The sequence below is a fragment of the Bacillus sp. GC_Bacil_1 genome (assembly GCF_026540675.1).
Lineage (GTDB): Bacteria > Bacillota > Bacilli > Bacillales > Bacillaceae_G > Bacillus_A > Bacillus_A cereus.
The window spans coordinates 202,726-223,575 of record NZ_JALNUG010000004.1 but is presented as its reverse complement, the minus strand read 5'-3'; the positions used below and the strand labels follow the sequence as shown (position 1 = coordinate 223,575).

Here is a 20,850-nt window from a genome sequence, read left to right as displayed (position 1 = left end):
GTTTTTGTACGTATTATTATGAAGATTACTGTCGGAAAGATGGTAATTCGTATGAAAAGGGATTTTTTAAGGGGGAATCGAATCGTAAAGGGGAGGATAAATTATGTAAAACATAGGGGGATTTATATGAAAATGAAAAAGGTCGCTATCGCATCGATAACAATTGGTACTATGCTTACTATGGCAGCTTGTAGTCCTTCAGCAGATAAAGAAACGGAAAAGAAAGAGCAAGTAACTGCGCAAAATGATGGAGAAGCAAAAACGACAAGTGCAGATGAAGCGTCAAAAACAACGAAAGATACTGAAAAAGAAACAAATACTTCTTCAAATGAAAAAACAGATAAGGATGCAAAAAATACGAAAGAATCATCAGGAACAGAAAGTAATGGCAAAACGTCAACTCAAAACGAGAATGTAAAAACAAAAGAAAAAGAGACGACAGGAAAAACGAATGATCAAACGACTAGCGGGAAAACAACAGATTCAAGCACAAGTACAAACAATAACGGAAAGACAATGAAAGATCCGAAGAAAAGTGTTGCTGTGAAAACGAATGTTAAAGAAGTTGTAGCATTAATTGATAGCTTGGACAAGCAGTTAGCTGCTAATCCGAAATTGGAAACAGTGAATAAGCTTGGCAAACAAATTAATGAAAAGTGGGATGTGATTGAAAAAGAGCTAGAGGCATCACATCCGACGGATTCTAAAACAATCGGTCAAAGTATGTATCCGTTAATTGTAGGAGCGGAGAAAGAAAAAATCGATATTAATAAAATGAAATCTTTAACGACGAAAACGAAAAAAGATTTAAATCAGTTATTGACGAAACTTTCGTAGTTTCAAAAGCCTACTCGTGTGAGTAGGCCTTTTTTGGTTGTTATACTGTGCATAGTATAACTTATTTATTTTCATTTTCAATTACGATGCGAAAAGAACTGAATGCTTGTTGACTGACATAATCTTCTTCGCTAACTTTAAAAGGAAATGGAAAAGCGACGAGTTGAAAATTACTTTCCTGATCCACTGAAGGCAATATGAAATTAAAGATTTGCCTCGTTTCAGGTGCAACTTTAGTATAAACGACTTTTCTATTGTTAAATATTTCAACTTGTTTCCAATCTTTAAAAGCCACGATTGCGTAAGTCATTTCATCATTCGTTTCATTACCGTTTGATAGGGTTAATTGCTTGCCTTCCTTTTCAAAGAAGACAGTTTGTAAGTTCTCTTCACGGTTCGTAACAAATAATGGTTCGTAAAGACCATCTTTTAAAATAGCATCTGGATCTATAAGGGAGAGTTTTATTTTTTCGCTTTCTTTCTGAGGAGGATGCATTGAGTATCGCATACTTAGAATATCTTCTAAAATAGCTGCTTTATTTAAGTTATTATCTTTTAATTTGTATTCAGGTTTTTTAATTATTAAAAAGGTTAATTCACTTGCATTAGGAGAAGTGTGTAAAGAGATTTTCGTAGTCATTGAGCTGTTTGGTTTCATATCAAAAAAATAGTGTGATATTTCATTAGTAGTATCTTCTATTTTAAAAGGTTTTTGTTCGTAATCTTCTAGAACAATTAATCCATATTTTCGGTTTTCGTTAATAGTATGTACGAATGATAATGATACATTAATTTTATTATCCTCACTAGTAATTGTGCTACCGTTGTTAATATGTTGGCCTTGATTATCCTTCAATCCGTAAGAAATAGTATTGGTTTGTTGCTCTCTCTTATTTTCTTTAGAAGGTGGATGAGGTTGTATGATTGAAGTATTGAACAAAATATAAATTGTAAGTAATGAAATGAGTAAAACACCGATAATAATATATATTTGTTTCATAAATAGCACCTCAATATATGTAAAGTATTAGAGAAAAAAGATATGCAAGATGCATATCTTTTTTCTCTTTCTTACCAGAAGGCTTTTGTTTCGTGATTCACATCATTATAACCACTTAATTTATAGGTATGATTACCGATAGCGTAATCATCTCCATAATAAACGCTTGTGTTGGTCGCTGTAGCACTGACAAAGGATGATTTTTTTGCACTATTACTTTTCGTATTTACTAATGAGCCATCGCCATTGAAAGTTCTTGCTTTTGCATAAACATAGTCTTCGGTCGTAGTTGATTTCGATTTAGCAACTGCATATGGGTTACCAAAAAAGGGAGTATATACGCTAATGTTAGAGTCATTCTTAGGTGCAGCTGCAACAGTCAAACTAGGAACACTAGATGTTTTTGTTGATTGAATTGTATCAAAGTCAACTAAAACGGGCTGCCTGTCTACAGTATCGACCTCTGAAGCACTTGCGTTATTAGTAAAACCAAAACCTAAAACCGCTAACCCTAAAGTTGTCACCGATAAAGATTTTTTCATATTCACTAATTTTCCCACCTTTTTAAATTTTTGAGTTCGAACTCAATTCATACAATATATGAAAATTTCGAAACTCTCAATGGTTTATCCCATACTTAACTTTTCTTTTACTTTCGATTCAACATGTCTTCATTTGCAAAAAAGCGAATATATCTTCTAATGCTTAGCCAGCAAGGGATACAGGTTTAATTTTATGAAATTCATGTAAATTTAAATCTATTCATGTCAGAATCTCTGTTATTTTTAAGTTCATATGGGAAACTTATTAAAAAAAGGATGGTGACAAAAATGACAATCGATCGAATTTGTACAATTGGACCCGCAAGTAATAATAAAGAAACATTAGCACAGTTAATAAAGAATGGTATGAAAATTGTTCGACTGAATTTATCGCATGGCACGCATGAAAGTCATAAAGACATCATTCGTTTAGTGAAATCATTAGATGACTCTATTAAATTTTTGGGTGATGTACAAGGACCTAAAATAAGATTAGGTGAAGTGAAAGGAGGGCAAATTACACTTCAGGCAGGAGATTCTTTTATTTTACATACACAACCAGTTACAGGGAGTAATACAGAAGCGAGTGTTGATTATGAAGGAATTGCGAATGATGTGAAAGTAGGCAGTAGAATTTTAATTAATGATGGAGAAGTTGAATTAATTGTTGAAAAGATAAGTACGGACAAAATAGAAACGAAGGTAAAAACAGGTGGCAATATCTCATCTCATAAAGGAGTTAATTTACCAGATGCGGCTGTTCGTTTACCAGCTATTACAGAGAAAGATAAAAAAGATATTCAGTTTCTTTTAGAGGAGAATGTTGATTTTATCGCATGTTCTTTCGTAAGAAAACCTAGTCATATAAAAGAAATACGAGATTTTATACAACAGTATAAAGAAACGTCACCTAATTTAATTGCAAAAATAGAAACGATGGAAGCAATCGAGAATTTTCAAGATATATGTAAAGAAGCAGATGGAATTATGATTGCAAGGGGCGATTTAGGAGTAGAGTTACCGTATCAATGCATTCCACTTTTACAGAAAATGATGATTCAGGAATGTAATCGAACGAATACATATGTCATTACAGCAACACAAATGCTTCAATCTATGGTAGATCATTCTATTCCAACAAGAGCAGAGGTGACTGATGTGTTTCAAGCTGTACTGGACGGGACGAATGCAGTTATGCTTTCAGCTGAAAGTGCATCAGGAGAACATCCAATCGAAAGTGTGAGAACATTACGTCTCGTTTCAGAATTTGCGGAGCATGTTAAAAAAGATGGACCTTTTGCGATGAAAGATGTACTGGAGTTATTGCATAAATCACTGAATGAGTGATGAATAAAAAAAGAGGGTGGATATGCATCCCCCTCGTGTTTACTCTTGTTCTTGTTCATCTAAAATCTTATCAAAAGCAGCAGATACTTTATCAAACTCTTCATCATTTTCAATGTATGAAAACTCATTATCTTCTTCTACTTTTAAAAAGAAAATATCAATGTCTTCCTCAGTTTCTGTTTGGATATCTTCAACAAAGGCAACTGCAATATACTCTGCGCCTTCGACATCCATCGCTCCAAGTACTTCTACTTCTTGCTCTTCGTTATTCTCATCACTAAGAGTAAACACTTCGCCAACTTCAATATCAGACATATTCATTCTCCTCCTGTTCGACTCTAAAAATAGAGCACTCAAACTGTATACATACTAACATATCTTTCCATGAAAAACCAAATTCATACGTAAGAAAACAATTGATTCTTCTTTAGTATGAGTATACAGCTATTAGGAGCATTATTTGTCTGTGCTATATTACTTAATCCATTCAACAATTGTATCCATAGTCTGTCTTGTTTTATCACGCTTTGGCTCTTCTTTACGGTAACCAAAGGCAACCATAACTGATACTTCAAGATTATCGCCTTGTATAATGCCTTCTTGACGAAGTAAAGAATCTACTTCCTCTTTATCAAATCCTTCTATTGGACAAGAATCAATACCGATTTGAGCTGCGCTCGTCATCATATTACCTAAAGCGATATAAGATTGCTTGGATGCCCAATCAAATACAGCACGATCGGATTGTAATAAGTTAAAATCTGTTTCCTGGAACTTTTTAAAGAATTCATATCTAATTTTTTGAGTGTCTTCAGGCAATCCAATAATATCGTTCATCATATATTTAATATACTCTGCATCATAATGCATATCTTTAATGTTTCTTGAAAGAACAATAACAAAATGACTAGCTGTTGCAAGTTGCCCACCAGCGCCCCATGAATACGGTTGTAGTTTTTCTCTTAATTCTTTATTTTGTACGACAATAAATTTCCAAGGCTCATATCCAAAAGAAGAAGGAGATAATCTGCCTGTTTCTAAAATGAATTTGAAATCCTCTTCTGAAATTTTGTGCATAGGATCGAATTCTTTACATGCATGTCTGAAATGAAAAGCCTCCATAATTTTTTCTTTTGTAATTTCTTTTGTATTTGTCATAAAAGTTCCTCTTTTCATGAAATTATTTTTGTAAGTAAATTATATTTTTAAAGTAACATAGATACAAGTACGCACATTTATGTGGTATAGTATCAAAAAAGATACTAATGTTAAGGGAAGGGATTTATTATGGATTGTCCAAACGAAAATAATATAAATTACCCATTTTTAAATAAATATTCTTGTCCAGTTGAAGCTATGGTTGAGGTGATTGGAGGGAAATGGAAAGGGGTAATTTTGTATCATTTATTAGATGGTACAAAGCGGTTTAATGAATTAAAAAGATTAAAACCAAATATCACACAAAGAATGTTAACACTGCAGCTGAGAGAACTTGAAGCAGATGGCATCATACATCGCGAAGTATACCGTGAAGTGCCGCCAAAAGTAGAATATTCATTAACTGAGCTTGGTGAATCTCTTCGTCCAATGATTTTATTAATGATGGAGTGGGCAACTCATAATATGGAGAAGGTTTTGGAGAGTAGGAATACGAAAAATAATAATTAAGAGTTGAAATTGGTATAGACGAGATATGTGAAATAGTTGTAGAAATAAAAGGTGTTTCCATACGTGAAAACACCTTTTATTTCTATATTTTTACTTTTTAACTTCAACTGCTGAAGTTGGAAAGTTATTTAAGTTTGCAATTTGACCATACCAATCAGCATGTTTAAAAACAACACCTTTTCCATATCCTTCAGTTGAAGTACGTTCCCATAGTGTTGTTGAATAGCTAGCGGTAGGGGATGCTGTACGTACAGAAACAATTTGATTTTGCCAACTAGCAGACAAGTTTTTATAACCGCTACTTAGAGAAAAATACTCGCTACCTTGATTTGTGCGTTTATAGAAGTCTGTACTACCAGGTCCGCTTCCTCCAACACCAAGGGGAGTGATTGAATTATTCAACCTTTGTTTATCTTTTTCAATAAAAGACTCTAAACTTTCTTTGCTCGAAAATCCATAAGATAACCAGTCTCCATTTTGATTTTGTTTCGGTAGAACTAACGTTATTTTTACGTCTTCCTTTAATGGAGCACTCAATTTGTTAAACGAATCAACAGTCTTTTCATCTACAGTTACATATTCGAAAGAGGAAATCGTATAATCTTTTTCGGTACTAGCTGATACTGATCCCAGTCCTCCAGTTAACGACAAAACAGTTAATAATGCACCTGCTACCAACTTTTTCAGCATGGATTCATCTCCTTCAAACTTAGATTTTTTACATAACTAAAATGTATGTTAATTTGAATGTTTTATAAATATTTAGAAATTTATAAAAATTAAACAGAATATTCTTTTATTATTCTGGAGTAAGGAAAGTAATTAAAAATGAAAAAAGGTTTACTTAAAAAATAAATCCTTTTTGGGGGGTAGCAATAAAGTTAGTGTGTGAAATTGATTTTCCTTTTTGCCGACCTATCTCAAAACTCTATGGATTAAAGTTTCATTTTATCCATCTATGAATCACAAACTTCTTTTGCATTCATAGAAGCAGCATCTAATAAAAGGAAAATGGCTGCTATAATATGTAGAAGGATTTCTATATAAGGAAAGAAGGCAACTAGAGTAACGATAATACCTATATAATGAGTGTACGTATTCATGCCTGCTTGTTTAGCTAATAAAAAAGTAGTGATATGTAAAGTAATCAATAGTAGTAAAGGTATCCCATATAGGTTAACAAGACTTGGAAATAAATAATAACAAGGAATTAATAAAAGGTGATAGATTCCTGTGATCCACTTTAGTGCTTGTATGTAAGTTTTCAAAGTAAATCCTCCTAAAACAATATATATCTATATATTACTAAAAATAACAGGTAATTGGATATTATATATTTTTAGTTTTAAGTAGATTATAATTTTTTTATGTAAACTAATTATTGATTATCTATAAAATAGAAAAACCACCCAAACGAGGGTGGTTCGTATTATAAATAACTACTTAAAGAAGAAAGGGAGACCTTCACCTCACTACCTTCCTTCATATTTCGCAGCATAGCGGTTTCTGTACTAAGTTCTTCTTCCCCAATAATAAGCACGTAAGGGATATTCTCTTTATTGGCATAATTAAGGGCACGTTTTAATTTGCGTCCTGCTAGTTCTAGTTCGACTTTTAAGGAAGTGGTAGAACGTAATTGCTGGGCAAGTTGTAAGCAGTGTAATTCTGTCCCGAGTGGGATGATAAATAGATCCGCGGTAGATGATATCGTTTCTTTCTGTGATAGTGCTGTATAAATAACGTCTAAACCGAATGAAATACCGACTGTTGGATAGTTCATATTATCACCACGGAATGCTCCGATAATGTTATCGTAACGGCCGCCGCTACCGATGCTGGATGTAATCGATCCATCTTTTAAAAAGATTTCATATACGGTACCAGTATACATTGTGAGTCCTCTTGCTAAAAACGGATTGAATATCGTATTTTCATTTATTCCGAGAGCGAATAAATATTGCTGTAATTGTTGTAATTCGTTTACGCCATCGGCAACGAGTTGGTTATTGAAAGCTTCTTTAAAGTCAGCAATTGTAAGCTTTAGACAAGATAATACAGTATTACATATCGTATCAGCCATTTCTTCAGTAATTCCGTGCTCTAATACATCTTTTCGTACACCATCAATCCCAATCTTTTCGATTTTGTCTAATGATAAAATTACGTCACTTGTTAACTCAGTAGGGATGTTAATGGCCTGAAGAATACCATTTAACAATTTTCGGTTATTATATTGGATTGTTACCTCTGATTTTAACGTTCGGAACAGCTCAAGTGCCATGCTCATAAGTTCCGCTTCTGCCATGACTGATTCTACACCGACTATATCAACGTCGCATTGTATAAATTCACGAAATCTTCCTTGTTTAATGGGGCCATCTCGAAATACTTTCCCAACTTCATAACGTTTAAAAGGGAGGCGAATATTCGGATTCATCGCCACGACTTTTGCGAATGGAATAGTTAAATCGTAACGTAAGGCAAGGTCACGTTTTCCCTGATCCTCAAGTGTATATATTTCTTTTAAAATTTCATCGCCACCGCCGTACTTGTAAGACATAAGCTCATACATATTTAACGTCGGTGTCTCTAACGGTTTGCATCCGTATCGTTCAAACGTATCTTCACAAGCCCTTTTAATTTTATTTCGCAGCACTTGCTCCTCTGGTAAATAGTCTTTTGTGCCTTTTACATTTTTCATTTCCATTGTAATCACTCCTTTTTTAAATTAAAAAAAGCTATGCAGGTATAAAAATACCCACATAGCTTTATGACCGCTTCGTGGGTCAACAGGAAAAGCCCTGTACCCACGAAGAAAAATTTTTCTTCGGATACACGGCGTTACGTATGATGATGAAGTTGGAAAGAAGTATTAAAAATTCGCATTACAAATCTCTCCTTAACATAAGTTTTTCCAAATTATATCAGATGATTTTTGAATTATCAATATTTTTAGTTTTGAAATATACGTGAAGTTATGTAGGAGAAATGGAAAAGGGTGTATAATAAAACTTAATAATATGAAATAACCTTTTAAGGAGAACGTTATGAAAAAAGATAAAACAAATGCGATGCGAATATTAGATAAAGAAAAAATTGAATATTCGATGATGTCATATGATCCAGACGATGGGAAAATTGATGGCGTATCAGTAGCCGAGAAAATTGGACGAGAAGTGAGAGAAGTATATAAAACATTAATCGCTCAAGGGAATAGTAAAAATTATCATGTGTTTATTATTCCGGTAGATGAGGAACTAAATTTAAAAGCTGCCGCAAAAGCAGTAAGTGAAAAGAAGATTGAAATGATTGCTGTGAAAGATATTACGAAAGTGTCAGGATATATTCGTGGCGGTTGTTCACCAGTCGGAATGAAGAAGTTATTTTCTACATGTATTGATGAAAGTGCCCAATCACTTGAAACGATGATAGTAAGTGGCGGGAAAATTGGTATACAAATTGAGCTTAAAGTAGATGACTTGGCGAAAGTGACGAGAGCGCAGTTTGGTGAGGTAACGAAGTAAATATATATAGAAAAAGAAGTTCTGATTTTATGGGACTTCTTTTTATTTTAGGAAGATTTTCATTAACGATTGCTGTAGGGTAAACTAGTTTAGCGTATAATGTTTTTTGCGATGGAATCTATTTGAAAAGGTTTTTTTCTACCCAATCAACCTTTAAATACGAACGTTCAAGAAAGTTTTACAAAAAATGTTCATATTTTAATTGCGCGCACATGAATAGTTTGTTATATTATCCATATAATAATTTTGAATAACATTACTCGTATATACTCGGTAATATGGTCCGAGCGTTTCTACCTAGTTCCCAATGAAAGAACTGGACTACGGGTTAAAGTATTCGGTCGCTCTGTGTAATGTGCGCTACCGTTCTATAATGTAGCATTGGCCTCATCTTTTGCTTCATTAACTTTGACTACCGTAGTTCTAGAAAGTAGAGGTTCTTCTACAATTTCTAGAACTTTTTTTGTTTGGACCAAAAGCATCGAGTATAGAAAACAACAAGAGAAAGAGGAGAGATTATTTATGAAAAAGAATACGTTGGAAAAATGTGCTGCCCTTGTAACTACTGTTGCATTGTCATTCTCGATACTTGCGGGATGTGATGCGAGTCCGAAACAAGTTGAGGCAAAAAGCAATCAAAAACCAATCTTAATTCAAGGGCCAATGCCGATAGAAGCAGAAAAGTTTGCGAAAAGGCTAAAAAATGTGAAAGAAGAAAAGTCTGGAACTTTTGTATTTTATAAAGGAACTGTCGACAATTATCCTGTAATCGTTGCGAAAACAGGTAAAGGAATGGAGAATACAGCAGCTGCTACAGCGGTGGCTATTGAAAAATATAAACCTACAGCAATTATTAACCAAGGAACATCAGGTGGACATGATCCAAATTTAAACGTATTTGATATTGTGTTAGGAAAACAAGTTGCAAATATAGGTTCATTAAAAACAACCAATAAGGATGAGAACCAAGGAATTGAGCCGACAAAATGGATATCTATGGACTTAATGGCTTCTGAAGGAAGTGCAGGAGAAGATCCAAATGCTGAGAAAATCCGATACTACGAAGGAGATAAGGAATTACTTGCAGCGGCTCATGCAGTGAAAGATAAGTATACAAAAGGTAAAGTAGTTGAAGGTACGATTGGTTCAGCAGACGTTTGGAATAACGAAGTTGATAGAATTAAGTGGTTCCATACAAAATACGGTACATCTGTAGAAGAAATGGAAGGAGCTGCAGCAGCTCAAATCGCAAAAGCTTATGATGTCCCATTTTTAGGAATTCGAGTGTTATCTAATAATAAAACAAACGGCGGGAAATACAACCCAAATACAGCAGCGGCAAATCAAGAATATGTATATGAAGTAGTTAAAAAATATATAGATTCAATGCAAAGTAAATAGTAGTAGTTCTGTCCCAGCATAAACGTCAAGTAACTGTAAATGATTTCGAGACGGATAGACTTGTCTTAGGAATGGTAGTTGAGAAAGAAAAGCTTGTTTCTTATAAAAAATGTAAGAAACGAGCTTTTTTATTTAAAATAAATTGGATAATTAAACTATAACATCAATGTGCATCATTGAATATCATAATAATATAATGGGGGTGATGTTATATGGCTCTTACTACAGGACCAATTGAAAACGTAGGAAATCAACCTGCTAATGCAAATAGAGTTAGGGTGAAGATCCTTAACCGTACTGCGGGCCCGCTTACTGGAGTAGCTAGAGTTTTTAGACTTGACGGTTCATTAGTATTAATTGAACAAGTAAACTTCAATGTGAATTCTAATGCTTCAACTTTTGCAACTCTAAGTTTAGTTCATCCTGCTTTTGGACAAGCATTTGAATATGAAGTTCAAATTGTTCCTAATCAACCTGGTGGACTATATAGTGTTTATGGACTAACAGCTGACAGTGTTATCATTACTGCACAACGTATTGTTAACTCAGAATTGACACAGTTTCTTTAATTAAAATAGATTGGTGCCTACATGGTATCCAATCTATTTTTGTACGTATTATTCAGAGAAAGAAAGGTTTTACACAAAAATAAAGACAGTTATGGAAAAAGGAAAAGTCGAGCTATCATCTTGATTTTTATTATTTCTGTCTTAGACCGTATCTGTTTTGTGGCACGGTTTTCTTTGAATGCTTTTTATTCAAACTGTTTTTTTTAAGTATTTATCAAATATGCATTATTGCATAAATAAATTTAAATTTATAAGTTAATATTAAACTACTTTTTAGTTGTAAAGAATATGTTAATAATCTTTATAAGAGAAGGATATTCCTTGTAAAAAGTGAAATTGTTTGGAATGTGAATAAACAAAAAGTTTAGAAGTGATACAGACTGGATAGAGTCTTGTATTAAATAAACAGAAAAGGGGTATGGGTTTCTAAAAGGTTTCGGGGGTTAGAAAGCATTTTTTAGTTAGTAGCTTCAAATTATATTTTAAAGGGGAATGGGTATATGAAGTTTCGAAATACAAAGATTGCTATGATTACACTATCTTCATTTTTTATTTTAGGTTCTGCATCTCTATCATTCACAGATACTATACACGGTGAAGTAGCTTCTGCATCAGCACAAGAGATTATTGTAAAAAGTTATGACGATACATATTATAATAACGCAATAGGAAAAACGGGCTTAGAATTAAAGAAGGAACTGCATAATATTATTGATAATCATACAAAGTTATCATACAGTGCGGTTTGGGAAGCACTAAGAGATACTGATGAAGATCCAAATAATAAAAATAATGTGATACTCTTATATACTGGTCGTTCGCAAGGGAAGCTTACGAATGGATCAGGAGTAAATAACTGGAACCGTGAGCATGTTTGGGCAAAATCTCACGGTGACTTTGGAACGACTGCAGGACCTGGAACAGATCTACATCATTTAAGAGCGACGGATGTATCTGTAAATAGTTCACGTGGAAATCTAGATTTTGATAATGGTGGTGTGAATCATTCTGAAGCGACAGAATGTAAATATGATAGTGATTCTTGGGAACCTCGTGATAGTGTAAAAGGAGATATCGCTAGAATGCTGTTTTATATGGCTGTTCGTTACGAGGGAGACAACGGCGAAATAGATTTAGAACTAAATGAAAAAGTGAATAACAATAAAGATCCATACATGGGGAAACTATCTGTCTTATTAAAATGGAATGAACAAGACCCGGTCGATGATTTAGAGCGAAAGCGTAATGAAGTGATTTTTACAAAATATCAACATAATCGCAATCCTTTTATTGATCATCCTGAATGGGTAAATAAAATCTGGAACTAAGATTTTTAAAGGTATTATAGTTTGATAAAAGGGATTGATCATTATGATCAATCCCTTCTTATATTTTTACTAGAATAAATGATTTTAATAGGACTAGTGAGGGAAATAGAATAGATATTTATATGGAACGATAGTACTTATTTATCTAGTTAAGTATTTAGTAAGGTCCCCACTCAATATTCACCCCAACAATAAGAAAAACAAGTCCAATGATAAACCAAATGAGTGCAAGTGGAGCCATGAAACGAATCCATTTTCCATAAGAAATCCCGCTCGCTGCGAGAACGCCCATTAAAACACCAGAAGTTGGATTTAAGCAGTTTACTACACCTTCTCCAAGCATAACAGCTTGTACTGTAACTTGGCGTGTAATGTGCATGAAATCAGCTAATGGAGCTAATATCGGAATAAAAATAACCGATTCTCCTGTCCCGGATGAAATGAGGAAATGTAATGCGGCACTACTCACATACATGCCGATAACACCAAATACAGGGCTTTGTCCTTCGAGAGCTTGTGCGAGTTGGTTAACGATTGTATCAAGTAATTTGCCTTGTTCTAAAATGACTGAAATACAGCGAGCCATTCCGACGATTAAAGCACCGTAGATAAGATTTTGGCAGCCAGTTAGAAAAGTGGATGCGATATCGTTTGCTTTCATGCCACCTATTATTCCTGCTGTAATTGCAATGAAAATAAAAGTAGCGGTCATTTCTGCGTCCGTCCAATGTAGACGAAAAGCGCCTATTAAAAATACAATTAACGATAAAGCTGAAACGAGTAAAATTAATTTATGACGTATCGTCCAAGGGACTTCTTTTTTCTCTGTTTCTTTTTCGCTTGAAAGAGCGTTACTGGGAAACCAGTTGTCGCCAAGGATGCTTCCTTTATTTGATTTTTTCAAGCGTTTTACATACCAATTTATATAAAGGATAGTGGCAAGTAAAAAAGATATATAGATTGCGGTGCGTAAACCAATCCCGGAAAACATCGGAAGTTCTGCGATCTTTTGTGAAATGCCTAAAGGTGAGGGAGATAAAATAGTAGCATTAAAACCAGCATAAGTACCTAAATAAATAATTGCTACACCGACGATAGCGTCCCATTTTAACGTGCGTGCAACGATGATGCCGATGGGGATAAAACCGATAACTGAGTTAACGATAATACCAGTCGTTCCAAGAATAGAAAAAAGCGCAGCAACTATACAAATGAAAAGTAATTGCTGATTACGAAATTTGTTAATAACATGATAGATTAAACCGTCAAGAGCACCTGTTTTTTCAAGAATTGCAATGGCTCCACCTGTAAATAAAATTAGAAAGATAATAGGAGCAGCGAGTGTCATTCCTTTTTCAATAGCGGTAAAAAAAGAAACAAATCCTACGGGTGATTGCGGAACAGAATGGTAGCTACCTGGTATTGTCGTTGTAACGGTCCCGTTTGTAACCCTTTTAAATTCTCCAGCAGGAACGAAGTACGTAGCAATGGCGCAAAGTAAGGCAATAAAAAATAGTAGTACGTACGCATCAGGCATTTTAAACTTTTGTTTACTAGGTTGTTTTTTTGCCTCAGTTTGTATTTGCATAAAATCCCTCCTTCTTCACTTTGTTAATTTTTAATATTCTGAATTTAATCCGTGAAATAGATTATAATAAAGGTAGCTTCTTAAGGCAATAGTTTTTGTATCCTTTCCCGTACATACAAATTATTGCAATATTAGACAGGGAAACGATAATAAGCCAAGAATATGTTATGTAGAAAGAAAAAGGAAAAGAGGGAACAAGATGTGGAAAACTACTGATCTATGTGATGAATTTGAAAAGGAATTACAAATATGTCGCCAGTCTTTTCGGTCTTTTGGGAAGAAAGAACAATTCCACGGGAAAATTGCAACTGTAAAAGTGAAAGATGATAATGTACTAGTGAAGGAAGGATTGCAAACATTACCAGAAGGAACAGTATTAGTTGTTGATGGCGGAGCGTCTACGAATTGTGCTTTACTCGGTGATAATTTGGCAGCTATTGCGGAAGAAAGAAAGCTAGCAGGAATTATTGTGAATGGGTATGTTCGTGATTCTAGTGAACTAAAGAATATTAATATTGGTATTTTAGCGTTAGGAACGATGCCAAATAGAAGTGTGAAAGTAGGAAAAGGAGAACGAAATATTTCATTGCACTTTGGACAAGTAGAATGGAATCCAAATGAATATGTCTATGCGGATGAAGATGGCGTCATTATTAGTGAAAAGAGTTTACATAGTTAAGAGTTAATAAGTTATTATTCTTAGAAAATAAATCCGATAAAGCATGGACAAAATTCTTTGTCAATAGTAAAATAATACAGAAATTTAAAATTTACAGAATGTATAGGTTTATCGTTTTACGATAACTTAAATGGGAGTAAGTTGTGCCAAGAAAAGTGAATGTTATCACAATGATACGTTCATAAACAAAATTATTTTTCCTATACAAATATAGCCGCGAATGATGCGGGTAGGAGGTGTTGTACATTTTTGTTCGACACTTACAAAAAGAGAGTGTCAATCGCACGCCCTTGAAGGGCCTTTTTTTGTGTAAATGGTAGTAAGGGAGGAAATTTTGGGATGGCAATGTTGAAAAAATGGCTGCTTACGTCGTTAATGGCAGTGACACTTGTATTTGTTTCTTTTGCGAATACAGTACATATTACGTTTGCTGAAGGAAATACAGCAAAACTTGCAATTATTGGGGAATCACAAAAAGGCATTATGTTATGTCCGAAAGAAGAGCAAATTAAAGATGGGGAAACAGCTTTAAGTTTGCTGCAAAAGGTCATGGGGGACAAAGTAGAATCTGAAACGATGTCGTTTGGAACATATGTAAAAGGAATCGATGGTTTAATGGCCGGGGCTACAAGTGCTTGGCTGTATGATGTAAATGATCAGTCTGCAGAAGTCGGAGCAGATAGTTATAAATTAAAATCTGGAGACGTTGTTGTCTTTCGTTTTGTTTCAGACTGGAGCAATATAAGCCAGGAAACATTGAAAGAAACGTTAGATAAGTTCGGAACGTGTAAAACAGAAGAACCTAACGGTGGCAAAACAGAAGAACCAAAACCAGAAGGTCAAGACGGTAAAACACCAGATGGGAAAAATCAAGGTGACCAAGACGGTAAAACGCCAGATGGGAAAAACCAAGGTGATCAAGACGGTGAAAAACCAGATGGGAAAAACCAAGGTGACCAAGACGGTAAAACGCCAGATGAGAAAAACCAAGGTGATCAAGACGGTAAAACGCCAGATGGGAAAAAACCAGAACAACCACAGCAAGAGAACATTCAAGTTCCAAGTGCACAATTAAATGAAGCCATTTCTAAAACATCAGACAAGATGTTACAAGATGGAATTGAAAGTGATTGGGTAGCTGTAGCGCTTTCTCGTTCTGGAAAGAATGTGCCAATTGAGGCAAAATTAAATTATGTTAAGTCAGTAACTGAAAAAGTAGAAAAGCGCATTAATCGTTTTTCAGCGACAGATTTAGCTAGAACAATTATTATGATGAATGCAATGAGTGCAGACCCTAAAAATGTAGGTGGACATAATTTAGTTCAAAAATTGTATGAGTCAGATAAAGTGAATTCTGTTACAGGTTATGCATTTGCTTTACTTGCATTTGATACGAAGAAGTATGAGATTCCAGTTGAATCAAAATGGAACAGAGTTGCTCTAGTGGAAGCACTGTTAAATAATCAGCATACAGACGGTGGATGGACTTATAATAGTTCAGGTAGTAAAGATAGTGCTAGTAGCGTTGATGTAACAGGTATGGTTTTATCAGCATTAGTTCCTTATCAAGAGCGATCAGATGTGAAACCAGCTATACAAAAAGCTGTTGCGTATTTATATAACGAACAGCTGCAAAATGGCGGTTTTTCAGCTGATGGACAAGAAAATTCAAATAGTACTGCGCAAGCAATTATTGGATTATCACTTGTTAAAGATGTAGATCAAAATCGTCTTCATAAGGCAATGCAAAACCTATTATCATATCAACTTTCAAATGGTGAATTTAAATGGTTACCAAGTGATCAAAATGGTAACGGAATGGCTACAGAACAGGCTCTTTTAGCATTACTTCAATTTAAAGAAATGGGAAAATCTATTTATGATTGGTCTAATGTAGACGCTGGTGATGTAATTAAGCCAAAACCGATTGAAGAGCCAGAAAAGGTCGTTGAACCAGAAAATAATGTAGTAGAAAAAGAAGTTACTGAAGAACCGAAAGAACAAAACCAAGTACAACAAGAAACAAAAGATGAAAATCTAAAAGTAGTTGTAGATAGCGAACCGGTTAAGAATAAAAAAATCGGAAACGGTAACAGTCTACCAAAAACAGGAGCATCTTCTCATAGTGCAGCAACAGAAGTAGGTATGGGTGTATTATGTATTGCTTCTGCATATGTATTATGGAGACGTAAAGCAGCTTAACAAAAAATTAGGAGCAATTATTTGCTCCTAATTTTCGTATGAAAGGTGAGATATAGGATGAGTAAGGTGAAATGGTTCATTTCTTTACTGCTTTCGCTCGGGCTACTTGCCGGATGTGAAGAGGCAGCTGTAAAGCCTGAGAAGAAGGTAGAACCGAAGCAAGAAGAGGTAGCGAAACAAGAAGAACAAAAAAATGAAGCGAAGCCGGAAGAAAAAACAGAAGAAAAGCAAGCTGAATCAGAGCAAAAGCAGCAAGAAGAGCAGAAAGAGAAACAAGAACAAAAAGTAGAAGAGAAGCCGAAAGAGGAAAAGCCGCAGGCACAACCAGAGGTAAAGAAAGAAGAGAAACAACAGGAACAACCGAAAGAACAGCCGGCTGTAAATAAGCAACCAGAGCAGCAACAAGCACAAGAAGAGAAACAACAACCGAAAGCACCAGAAGTAAAAGAAGAAGCAAAGGTTGTGAATCAGCCGAAAGAAACACCGAAGCAGGAGCAAAAGAAAAAGTCAGAAGAGAACAATAGTGTACCAGCTCCACCAACACCGGTACCACCACCAAACCCAGTGCCACCACCAGTACCACCAGTACCTAAAGCAAAACAAGTAACAATCTCGGTAAAAGGAAATAACGGATATATAATGGGTGCGAAAAAGATGGATGTACAAGAAGGCGATACAGTGTATAAAGTATTGCAACGTACAGGATTAGATGTTGATGCAAGCGGATCTAGAGATAGTATTTATGTAAAAGGTATTAATGATTTATATGAAAAAGATATTTCGGATACTAGTGGTTGGAAATATCGTGTGAACGGTGCTTTTCCAAACCATAGTGCTGGTGTAGCTACGGTAAAACCAGGAGATACAATTGAGTGGGTATACGTATTACAATAAGAAAGGCATTCGGTAAAGGGCTATGAAAATAAGTTTTTCTTCTTTACATCCTTTTGTGAATTTTTTCTATTATATCGGGGTGATGATACTATGTATGATGTGTCTTCATCCTCTTTTTTTAATTGGAGCAATAGTATTAATTATTATGTTAAATGTGATGCAAGGAAATAGCGAAAAGATAAGAAAGATGCTACCGAGCACAATTGTTTTCTTTTTTATGGTAATTTTATTTAATTCGTTATTAACGCATAGAGGTCGAACTACGTTGTTTTGGTTAGGTGATAGCCGTATTAAGCTTGAGGCGATTATGTTTGGAATAGTAATGGGGTTATTACTAGTTGCAGTTATGTTTACGTTTGCGTCATACAATGATATTATTTCCAGTCATAAATTTTTATATTTGTTTTCAAGAATTTCACCGAAAGTTGCATTGTTAACGATGATTACAGTGAGATTTGTTCCTTTGTTTATAAGGCGATTAAAGAAAATCACACTCGTTCAAAAGACGAAAGGTGTGCAGGTAGATTCAGGTTCGATAATTGAACGCGTCAAAAATGGTATGCAATTGCTGCAAGTATTATTAATTTGTTCATTGGAAGATGCACTGCAAACGGCAGATTCTATGCAAGCTCGTGGATTTGGTGTAACGAAACGTACGACATATATTCGCTATAGAATGGAAAAACGAGATTGGTATACGCTCAGTTATTTAAGTATTCTATTTATAATTGCTATCATATGTAGTACGTATGGCGGAGGAAAGTTAATCATTTATCCGAAAGTCGAATCTATTTTATTTCAGCAATACGATGGGATGATGTTTATCGTATTTACGATGTTTATTAGTTTACCAATTATAATGGAAGGAAGGGAATGGTTATGGTGGCGCATGCAGAAATAAACAATTTATCATTTGTATATGCTGATGAAAACGAAAAAGCGTTACAGCATATTTCTCTTTCTGTTCAAAAAGGAGAGTTTATTGCACTTGCCGGCGGATCAGGATCCGGGAAGACGACTTTATTAAAACATTTTAAAAAAGAATTACTTCCAATTGGTAAGCGTACTGGGGATACATATTATGATGGTACTTTATTAGAAAATGTACCTGATTTGTTATCTGCTCAAGAAATTGGTATGGTATTTCAAAATCCAGAAAATCAACTCGTAATGGATACAGTTATTCAAGAATTAGCATTTTCTTTAGAAAATATTGGGTTACCATCACATATTATTCAAAAACGAATAGCAGAGCTTATTAGCTTTTTAGGATTTCAAGATTTATTGCATCAATCTGTTCACACGTTATCTGGTGGGCAAAAGCAACTTGTTAATTTAGCTGCGGTATTAGTTATGCAGCCGAAATTGCTATTATTAGATGAACCGACAGCGCAGTTAGATCCAATTGCTGCAAAAGAGTTTTTAGGATTATTAAAACGGATTAATGAAGAACTTGGAATTACGATTATTTTAAGTGAACATCGTTTAGATGAAGTTATCCCGCTTGCAACACGCGTTGTTTGTATGGATAATGGCTGTATTATGTATGATGGTAGTCCTAAAACTGTTATTACGAATATGTGGGGAGTAGAAACATTCCGTCCATTTATTCCGCAAATTCCAAGGCTATTTTTAGAGTGGAATGTGAGAGATATTCCGTTTACGGTGCGAGAGGCGCAAATGAAAATGAATAATTTTTCAGCGATATCATATGTAAATGAGCTAATAGCACAAAGTGAAAAGCAAGAGGTAATTTTAAGCGCAGAGCATATTTCGTTCCAGTACGAAAAAAATAGTCCGCTTATTTTACGTGATTTAGCAGTTTCGATTGAAAGAGAAAAATGGGTAGCGCTCGTTGGAAAGAATGGGACAGGGAAGTCTACACTGTTAACGCTTTTAGCTGGTTTGCAAAAAGTGAGAAGAGGGAAAGTAAAGTGGAATGGGAAAGTGATACATAAAATTGATTCGAAAGAACGGTTTAAAAGTATTGGGTATGTATCGCAGCATCCATATTATCATTTTACATTTGATACAGTGTGGGATGAGGTGTATGAACGTGCACGTGAATTATACGGAGAACAAGGAAAAGAAATAGCAGAAGATACGCTAAAACAGTTTTGGTTGTACTCGCTTAAAGAACGCCATCCGCACGATTGTAGCGGAGGAGAGCAACAATTACTTGCGTTATGTACGACATTATTATCAAAGCCAACTTTATTATTACTTGATGAACCGACAAAGGGGTTAGATCCATGGAAGAAAGAAAGAGTAGGAGAACTATTTAGGGAGCTGCAAAAAGAAGGTACAACAATTGTAATGGCAACGCATGACATTGAGTTTGCAGCGAAATACGTGGATCAATGTATGATGTTATTTGATGGAGCAGTTATTATGAATGATGCACCGAAAGAATTTTTTAGTGGTAACTTCTTTTATACAACATCTATTAATCGATTCATTCGAAAAGAATTGCCATATGCATTAACGTGGGAGGATGTGTACGAAGCGTGTCCAAACGATATGTTGCATTCATAATAGGTATTTTTGCAGTAATAATAGGCACATTACTCTTTACTACACTTATTATGGACGGTTATTACATGTTAAGTAGTTTGTTTTTATTAGTTGTTATTATGTTACCTTTCTATATCCGTTTTGAAAGGAAGTCGTTTGTTTCACGTGAAATTGTTCTCGTTGCTGTATTAGCGGCAATTGCAGCAGTAAGCCGGGTACCATTTTCTATTTTACCGAGTGTACAACCAACTTCTTTTGTTATTATCGTTTCTGCAATTGTATTTGGAAGTGAAGCGGGTTTTATGATCGGTGCAACAGCAGCGATTGTGTCTAACATCTTTTTAGGGCAAGGTCCGTGGACGCCGTGGCAAATGTTTTCATGGGGTATGATTGGTTTTATAGCTGGATTATTGCGTAATACATTTTTAATGAAAAAGCTATGGGGGAGACTTCTTTACGGAGTAATTGTTGGTTTTTTATTTGGTTGGATTATGAATTTCTGGGGCCTTCTCGGTTTTATACGAGAAGCAACGTGGGAAACTGTCATTTCGTATTACATCGCAAGTTTTTACTTTGATTTAAGTCATGCGATTTCGAATGTTATTTTCTTACTACTATTTAGTACGTCTTGGATTACGATTCTCACAAGATTTAAAAAGAAATACGGTATATTAGATAAGCATAACATAGCATAGAAAAGCATACTCATATAAGGTAGGGTCGCGACTTACATATTCGTTTGCCTCTTTCATGCTTC

General features: G+C 34.7%; 21 protein-coding genes and 1 riboswitch. Of the genes, 13 read left to right on the top strand and 8 right to left on the bottom strand.

What is annotated here, in order from left to right; all coding sequences use genetic code 11:
- Window positions 1-126: 126 nt before the first annotated feature.
- Complete coding sequence (locus tag OXT04_RS08495) at window positions 127-837, top strand: hypothetical protein (protein ID WP_267414141.1); 711 nt, start codon at window positions 127-129, stop codon at window positions 835-837.
- 61 nt (window positions 838-898) lie between these two features.
- Here OXT04_RS08495 and OXT04_RS08490 read toward each other — a convergent pair whose 3' ends face one another.
- Both OXT04_RS08490 and OXT04_RS08485 read right to left on the bottom strand, forming a co-directional pair.
- Window positions 899-1,837 carry a hypothetical protein gene (locus OXT04_RS08490; RefSeq protein ID WP_000810149.1) on the bottom strand — a complete coding sequence of 313 codons (939 nt, stop codon included), beginning with the start codon at window positions 1,835-1,837 and terminating at the stop codon, window positions 899-901.
- Between the two features lie 71 nt (window positions 1,838-1,908).
- Complete coding sequence (locus tag OXT04_RS08485) at window positions 1,909-2,385, bottom strand: hypothetical protein (protein ID WP_001056361.1); 477 nt, start codon at window positions 2,383-2,385, stop codon at window positions 1,909-1,911.
- Between the two features lie 282 nt (window positions 2,386-2,667).
- Here OXT04_RS08485 and OXT04_RS08480 point away from each other — a divergent pair, with 282 nt between their 5' ends.
- Window positions 2,668-3,726 (top strand): pyruvate kinase, encoded by a 1,059-nt coding sequence (locus OXT04_RS08480; RefSeq protein WP_025118597.1) that lies wholly within the window; start codon window positions 2,668-2,670, stop codon window positions 3,724-3,726.
- Between the two features lie 39 nt (window positions 3,727-3,765).
- Here the strand turns inward: OXT04_RS08480 and OXT04_RS08475 are convergent, their stop codons facing one another.
- Both OXT04_RS08475 and OXT04_RS08470 read right to left on the bottom strand, forming a co-directional pair.
- Window positions 3,766-4,047 carry a DUF1292 domain-containing protein gene (locus tag OXT04_RS08475; protein ID WP_025118598.1) on the bottom strand — a complete coding sequence of 94 codons (282 nt, stop codon included), beginning with the start codon at window positions 4,045-4,047 and terminating at the stop codon, window positions 3,766-3,768.
- 153 nt (window positions 4,048-4,200) lie between these two features.
- The gene (locus tag OXT04_RS08470) at window positions 4,201-4,884 is read right to left on the bottom strand and encodes an NAD(P)H-dependent oxidoreductase (protein WP_000185605.1); all 684 of its coding nucleotides are present in this window, start codon (window positions 4,882-4,884) and stop codon (window positions 4,201-4,203) included.
- Window positions 4,885-5,013: 129 nt separating this feature from the next.
- On the opposite strand from OXT04_RS08470, the gene OXT04_RS08465 reads away from it, so the two are divergent.
- Entirely contained in the window at window positions 5,014-5,394 is a 381-nt protein-coding gene (locus tag OXT04_RS08465) for a winged helix-turn-helix transcriptional regulator (RefSeq protein ID WP_097822597.1), read from the top strand.
- A 90-nt stretch (window positions 5,395-5,484) separates the two neighbouring features.
- Here OXT04_RS08465 and OXT04_RS08460 read toward each other — a convergent pair whose 3' ends face one another.
- The 3 genes from OXT04_RS08460 to OXT04_RS08450 form a co-directional block, all read right to left on the bottom strand.
- On the bottom strand, window positions 5,485-6,084 hold the full coding sequence (locus OXT04_RS08460) for a hypothetical protein (protein WP_097822598.1): 600 nt from the start codon (window positions 6,082-6,084) through the stop codon (window positions 5,485-5,487).
- A gap of 266 nt (window positions 6,085-6,350) precedes the next feature.
- Window positions 6,351-6,662: a hypothetical protein gene (locus OXT04_RS08455; RefSeq protein ID WP_097822599.1), complete on the bottom strand. Its 312-nt coding sequence runs from the start codon at window positions 6,660-6,662 to the stop codon at window positions 6,351-6,353.
- A gap of 161 nt (window positions 6,663-6,823) precedes the next feature.
- Window positions 6,824-8,101, bottom strand: a complete 1,278-nt coding sequence (locus OXT04_RS08450; RefSeq protein ID WP_267414140.1) for a histidine--tRNA ligase — start codon at window positions 8,099-8,101, stop codon at window positions 6,824-6,826.
- 340 nt (window positions 8,102-8,441) lie between these two features.
- On the opposite strand from OXT04_RS08450, the gene ybaK reads away from it, so the two are divergent.
- The 4 genes from ybaK (at window position 8,442) to OXT04_RS08430 (ending at window position 12,216) form a co-directional block, all read left to right on the top strand.
- The gene (ybaK, locus tag OXT04_RS08445) at window positions 8,442-8,918 is read left to right on the top strand and encodes a Cys-tRNA(Pro) deacylase (protein WP_000710852.1); all 477 of its coding nucleotides are present in this window, start codon (window positions 8,442-8,444) and stop codon (window positions 8,916-8,918) included.
- 240 nt (window positions 8,919-9,158) lie between these two features.
- A riboswitch (purine riboswitch) is annotated at window positions 9,159-9,262 on the top strand.
- 178 nt (window positions 9,263-9,440) lie between these two features.
- Window positions 9,441-10,319 carry a 5'-methylthioadenosine/S-adenosylhomocysteine nucleosidase gene (locus OXT04_RS08440; protein WP_267414139.1) on the top strand — a complete coding sequence of 293 codons (879 nt, stop codon included), beginning with the start codon at window positions 9,441-9,443 and terminating at the stop codon, window positions 10,317-10,319.
- 212 nt (window positions 10,320-10,531) lie between these two features.
- Entirely contained in the window at window positions 10,532-10,888 is a 357-nt protein-coding gene (locus OXT04_RS08435; protein ID WP_098389994.1) for an ATPase, read from the top strand.
- 500 nt (window positions 10,889-11,388) lie between these two features.
- Complete coding sequence (locus OXT04_RS08430; RefSeq protein WP_000672183.1) at window positions 11,389-12,216, top strand: endonuclease I family protein; 828 nt, start codon at window positions 11,389-11,391, stop codon at window positions 12,214-12,216.
- Between the two features lie 157 nt (window positions 12,217-12,373).
- On the opposite strand, the gene OXT04_RS08425 is transcribed toward OXT04_RS08430, so the two are convergent.
- Entirely contained in the window at window positions 12,374-13,804 is a 1,431-nt protein-coding gene (locus OXT04_RS08425; RefSeq protein ID WP_098211417.1) for a YfcC family protein, read from the bottom strand.
- Window positions 13,805-14,003: 199 nt separating this feature from the next.
- On the opposite strand from OXT04_RS08425, the gene rraA reads away from it, so the two are divergent.
- The 6 genes from rraA (at window position 14,004) to OXT04_RS08395 (ending at window position 20,788) form a co-directional block, all read left to right on the top strand.
- Window positions 14,004-14,483 (top strand): ribonuclease E activity regulator RraA, encoded by a 480-nt coding sequence (gene rraA / locus OXT04_RS08420; RefSeq protein ID WP_098211416.1) that lies wholly within the window; start codon window positions 14,004-14,006, stop codon window positions 14,481-14,483.
- Window positions 14,484-14,822: 339 nt separating this feature from the next.
- A complete protein-coding gene (locus tag OXT04_RS08415) occupies window positions 14,823-16,685 on the top strand; it encodes a DUF4430 domain-containing protein (RefSeq protein WP_267414138.1) in 1,863 nt (620 codons plus the stop codon).
- A 57-nt stretch (window positions 16,686-16,742) separates the two neighbouring features.
- On the top strand, window positions 16,743-17,579 hold the full coding sequence (locus OXT04_RS08410) for a DUF4430 domain-containing protein (protein ID WP_267414137.1): 837 nt from the start codon (window positions 16,743-16,745) through the stop codon (window positions 17,577-17,579).
- 22 nt (window positions 17,580-17,601) lie between these two features.
- Window positions 17,602-18,480 carry an energy-coupling factor transporter transmembrane component T gene (locus OXT04_RS08405; RefSeq protein ID WP_015055161.1) on the top strand — a complete coding sequence of 293 codons (879 nt, stop codon included), beginning with the start codon at window positions 17,602-17,604 and terminating at the stop codon, window positions 18,478-18,480.
- On the top strand, window positions 18,453-20,114 hold the full coding sequence (locus OXT04_RS08400; RefSeq protein ID WP_267414136.1) for an ABC transporter ATP-binding protein: 1,662 nt from the start codon (window positions 18,453-18,455) through the stop codon (window positions 20,112-20,114). Before OXT04_RS08405 ends, OXT04_RS08400 begins: the two co-directional genes overlap by 28 nt.
- Window positions 20,087-20,788, top strand: coding sequence for an ECF transporter S component (locus tag OXT04_RS08395; RefSeq protein WP_000044914.1), 702 nt, complete (start codon window positions 20,087-20,089; stop codon window positions 20,786-20,788). Before OXT04_RS08400 ends, OXT04_RS08395 begins: the two co-directional genes overlap by 28 nt.
- Window positions 20,789-20,850: the final 62 nt, after the last annotated feature.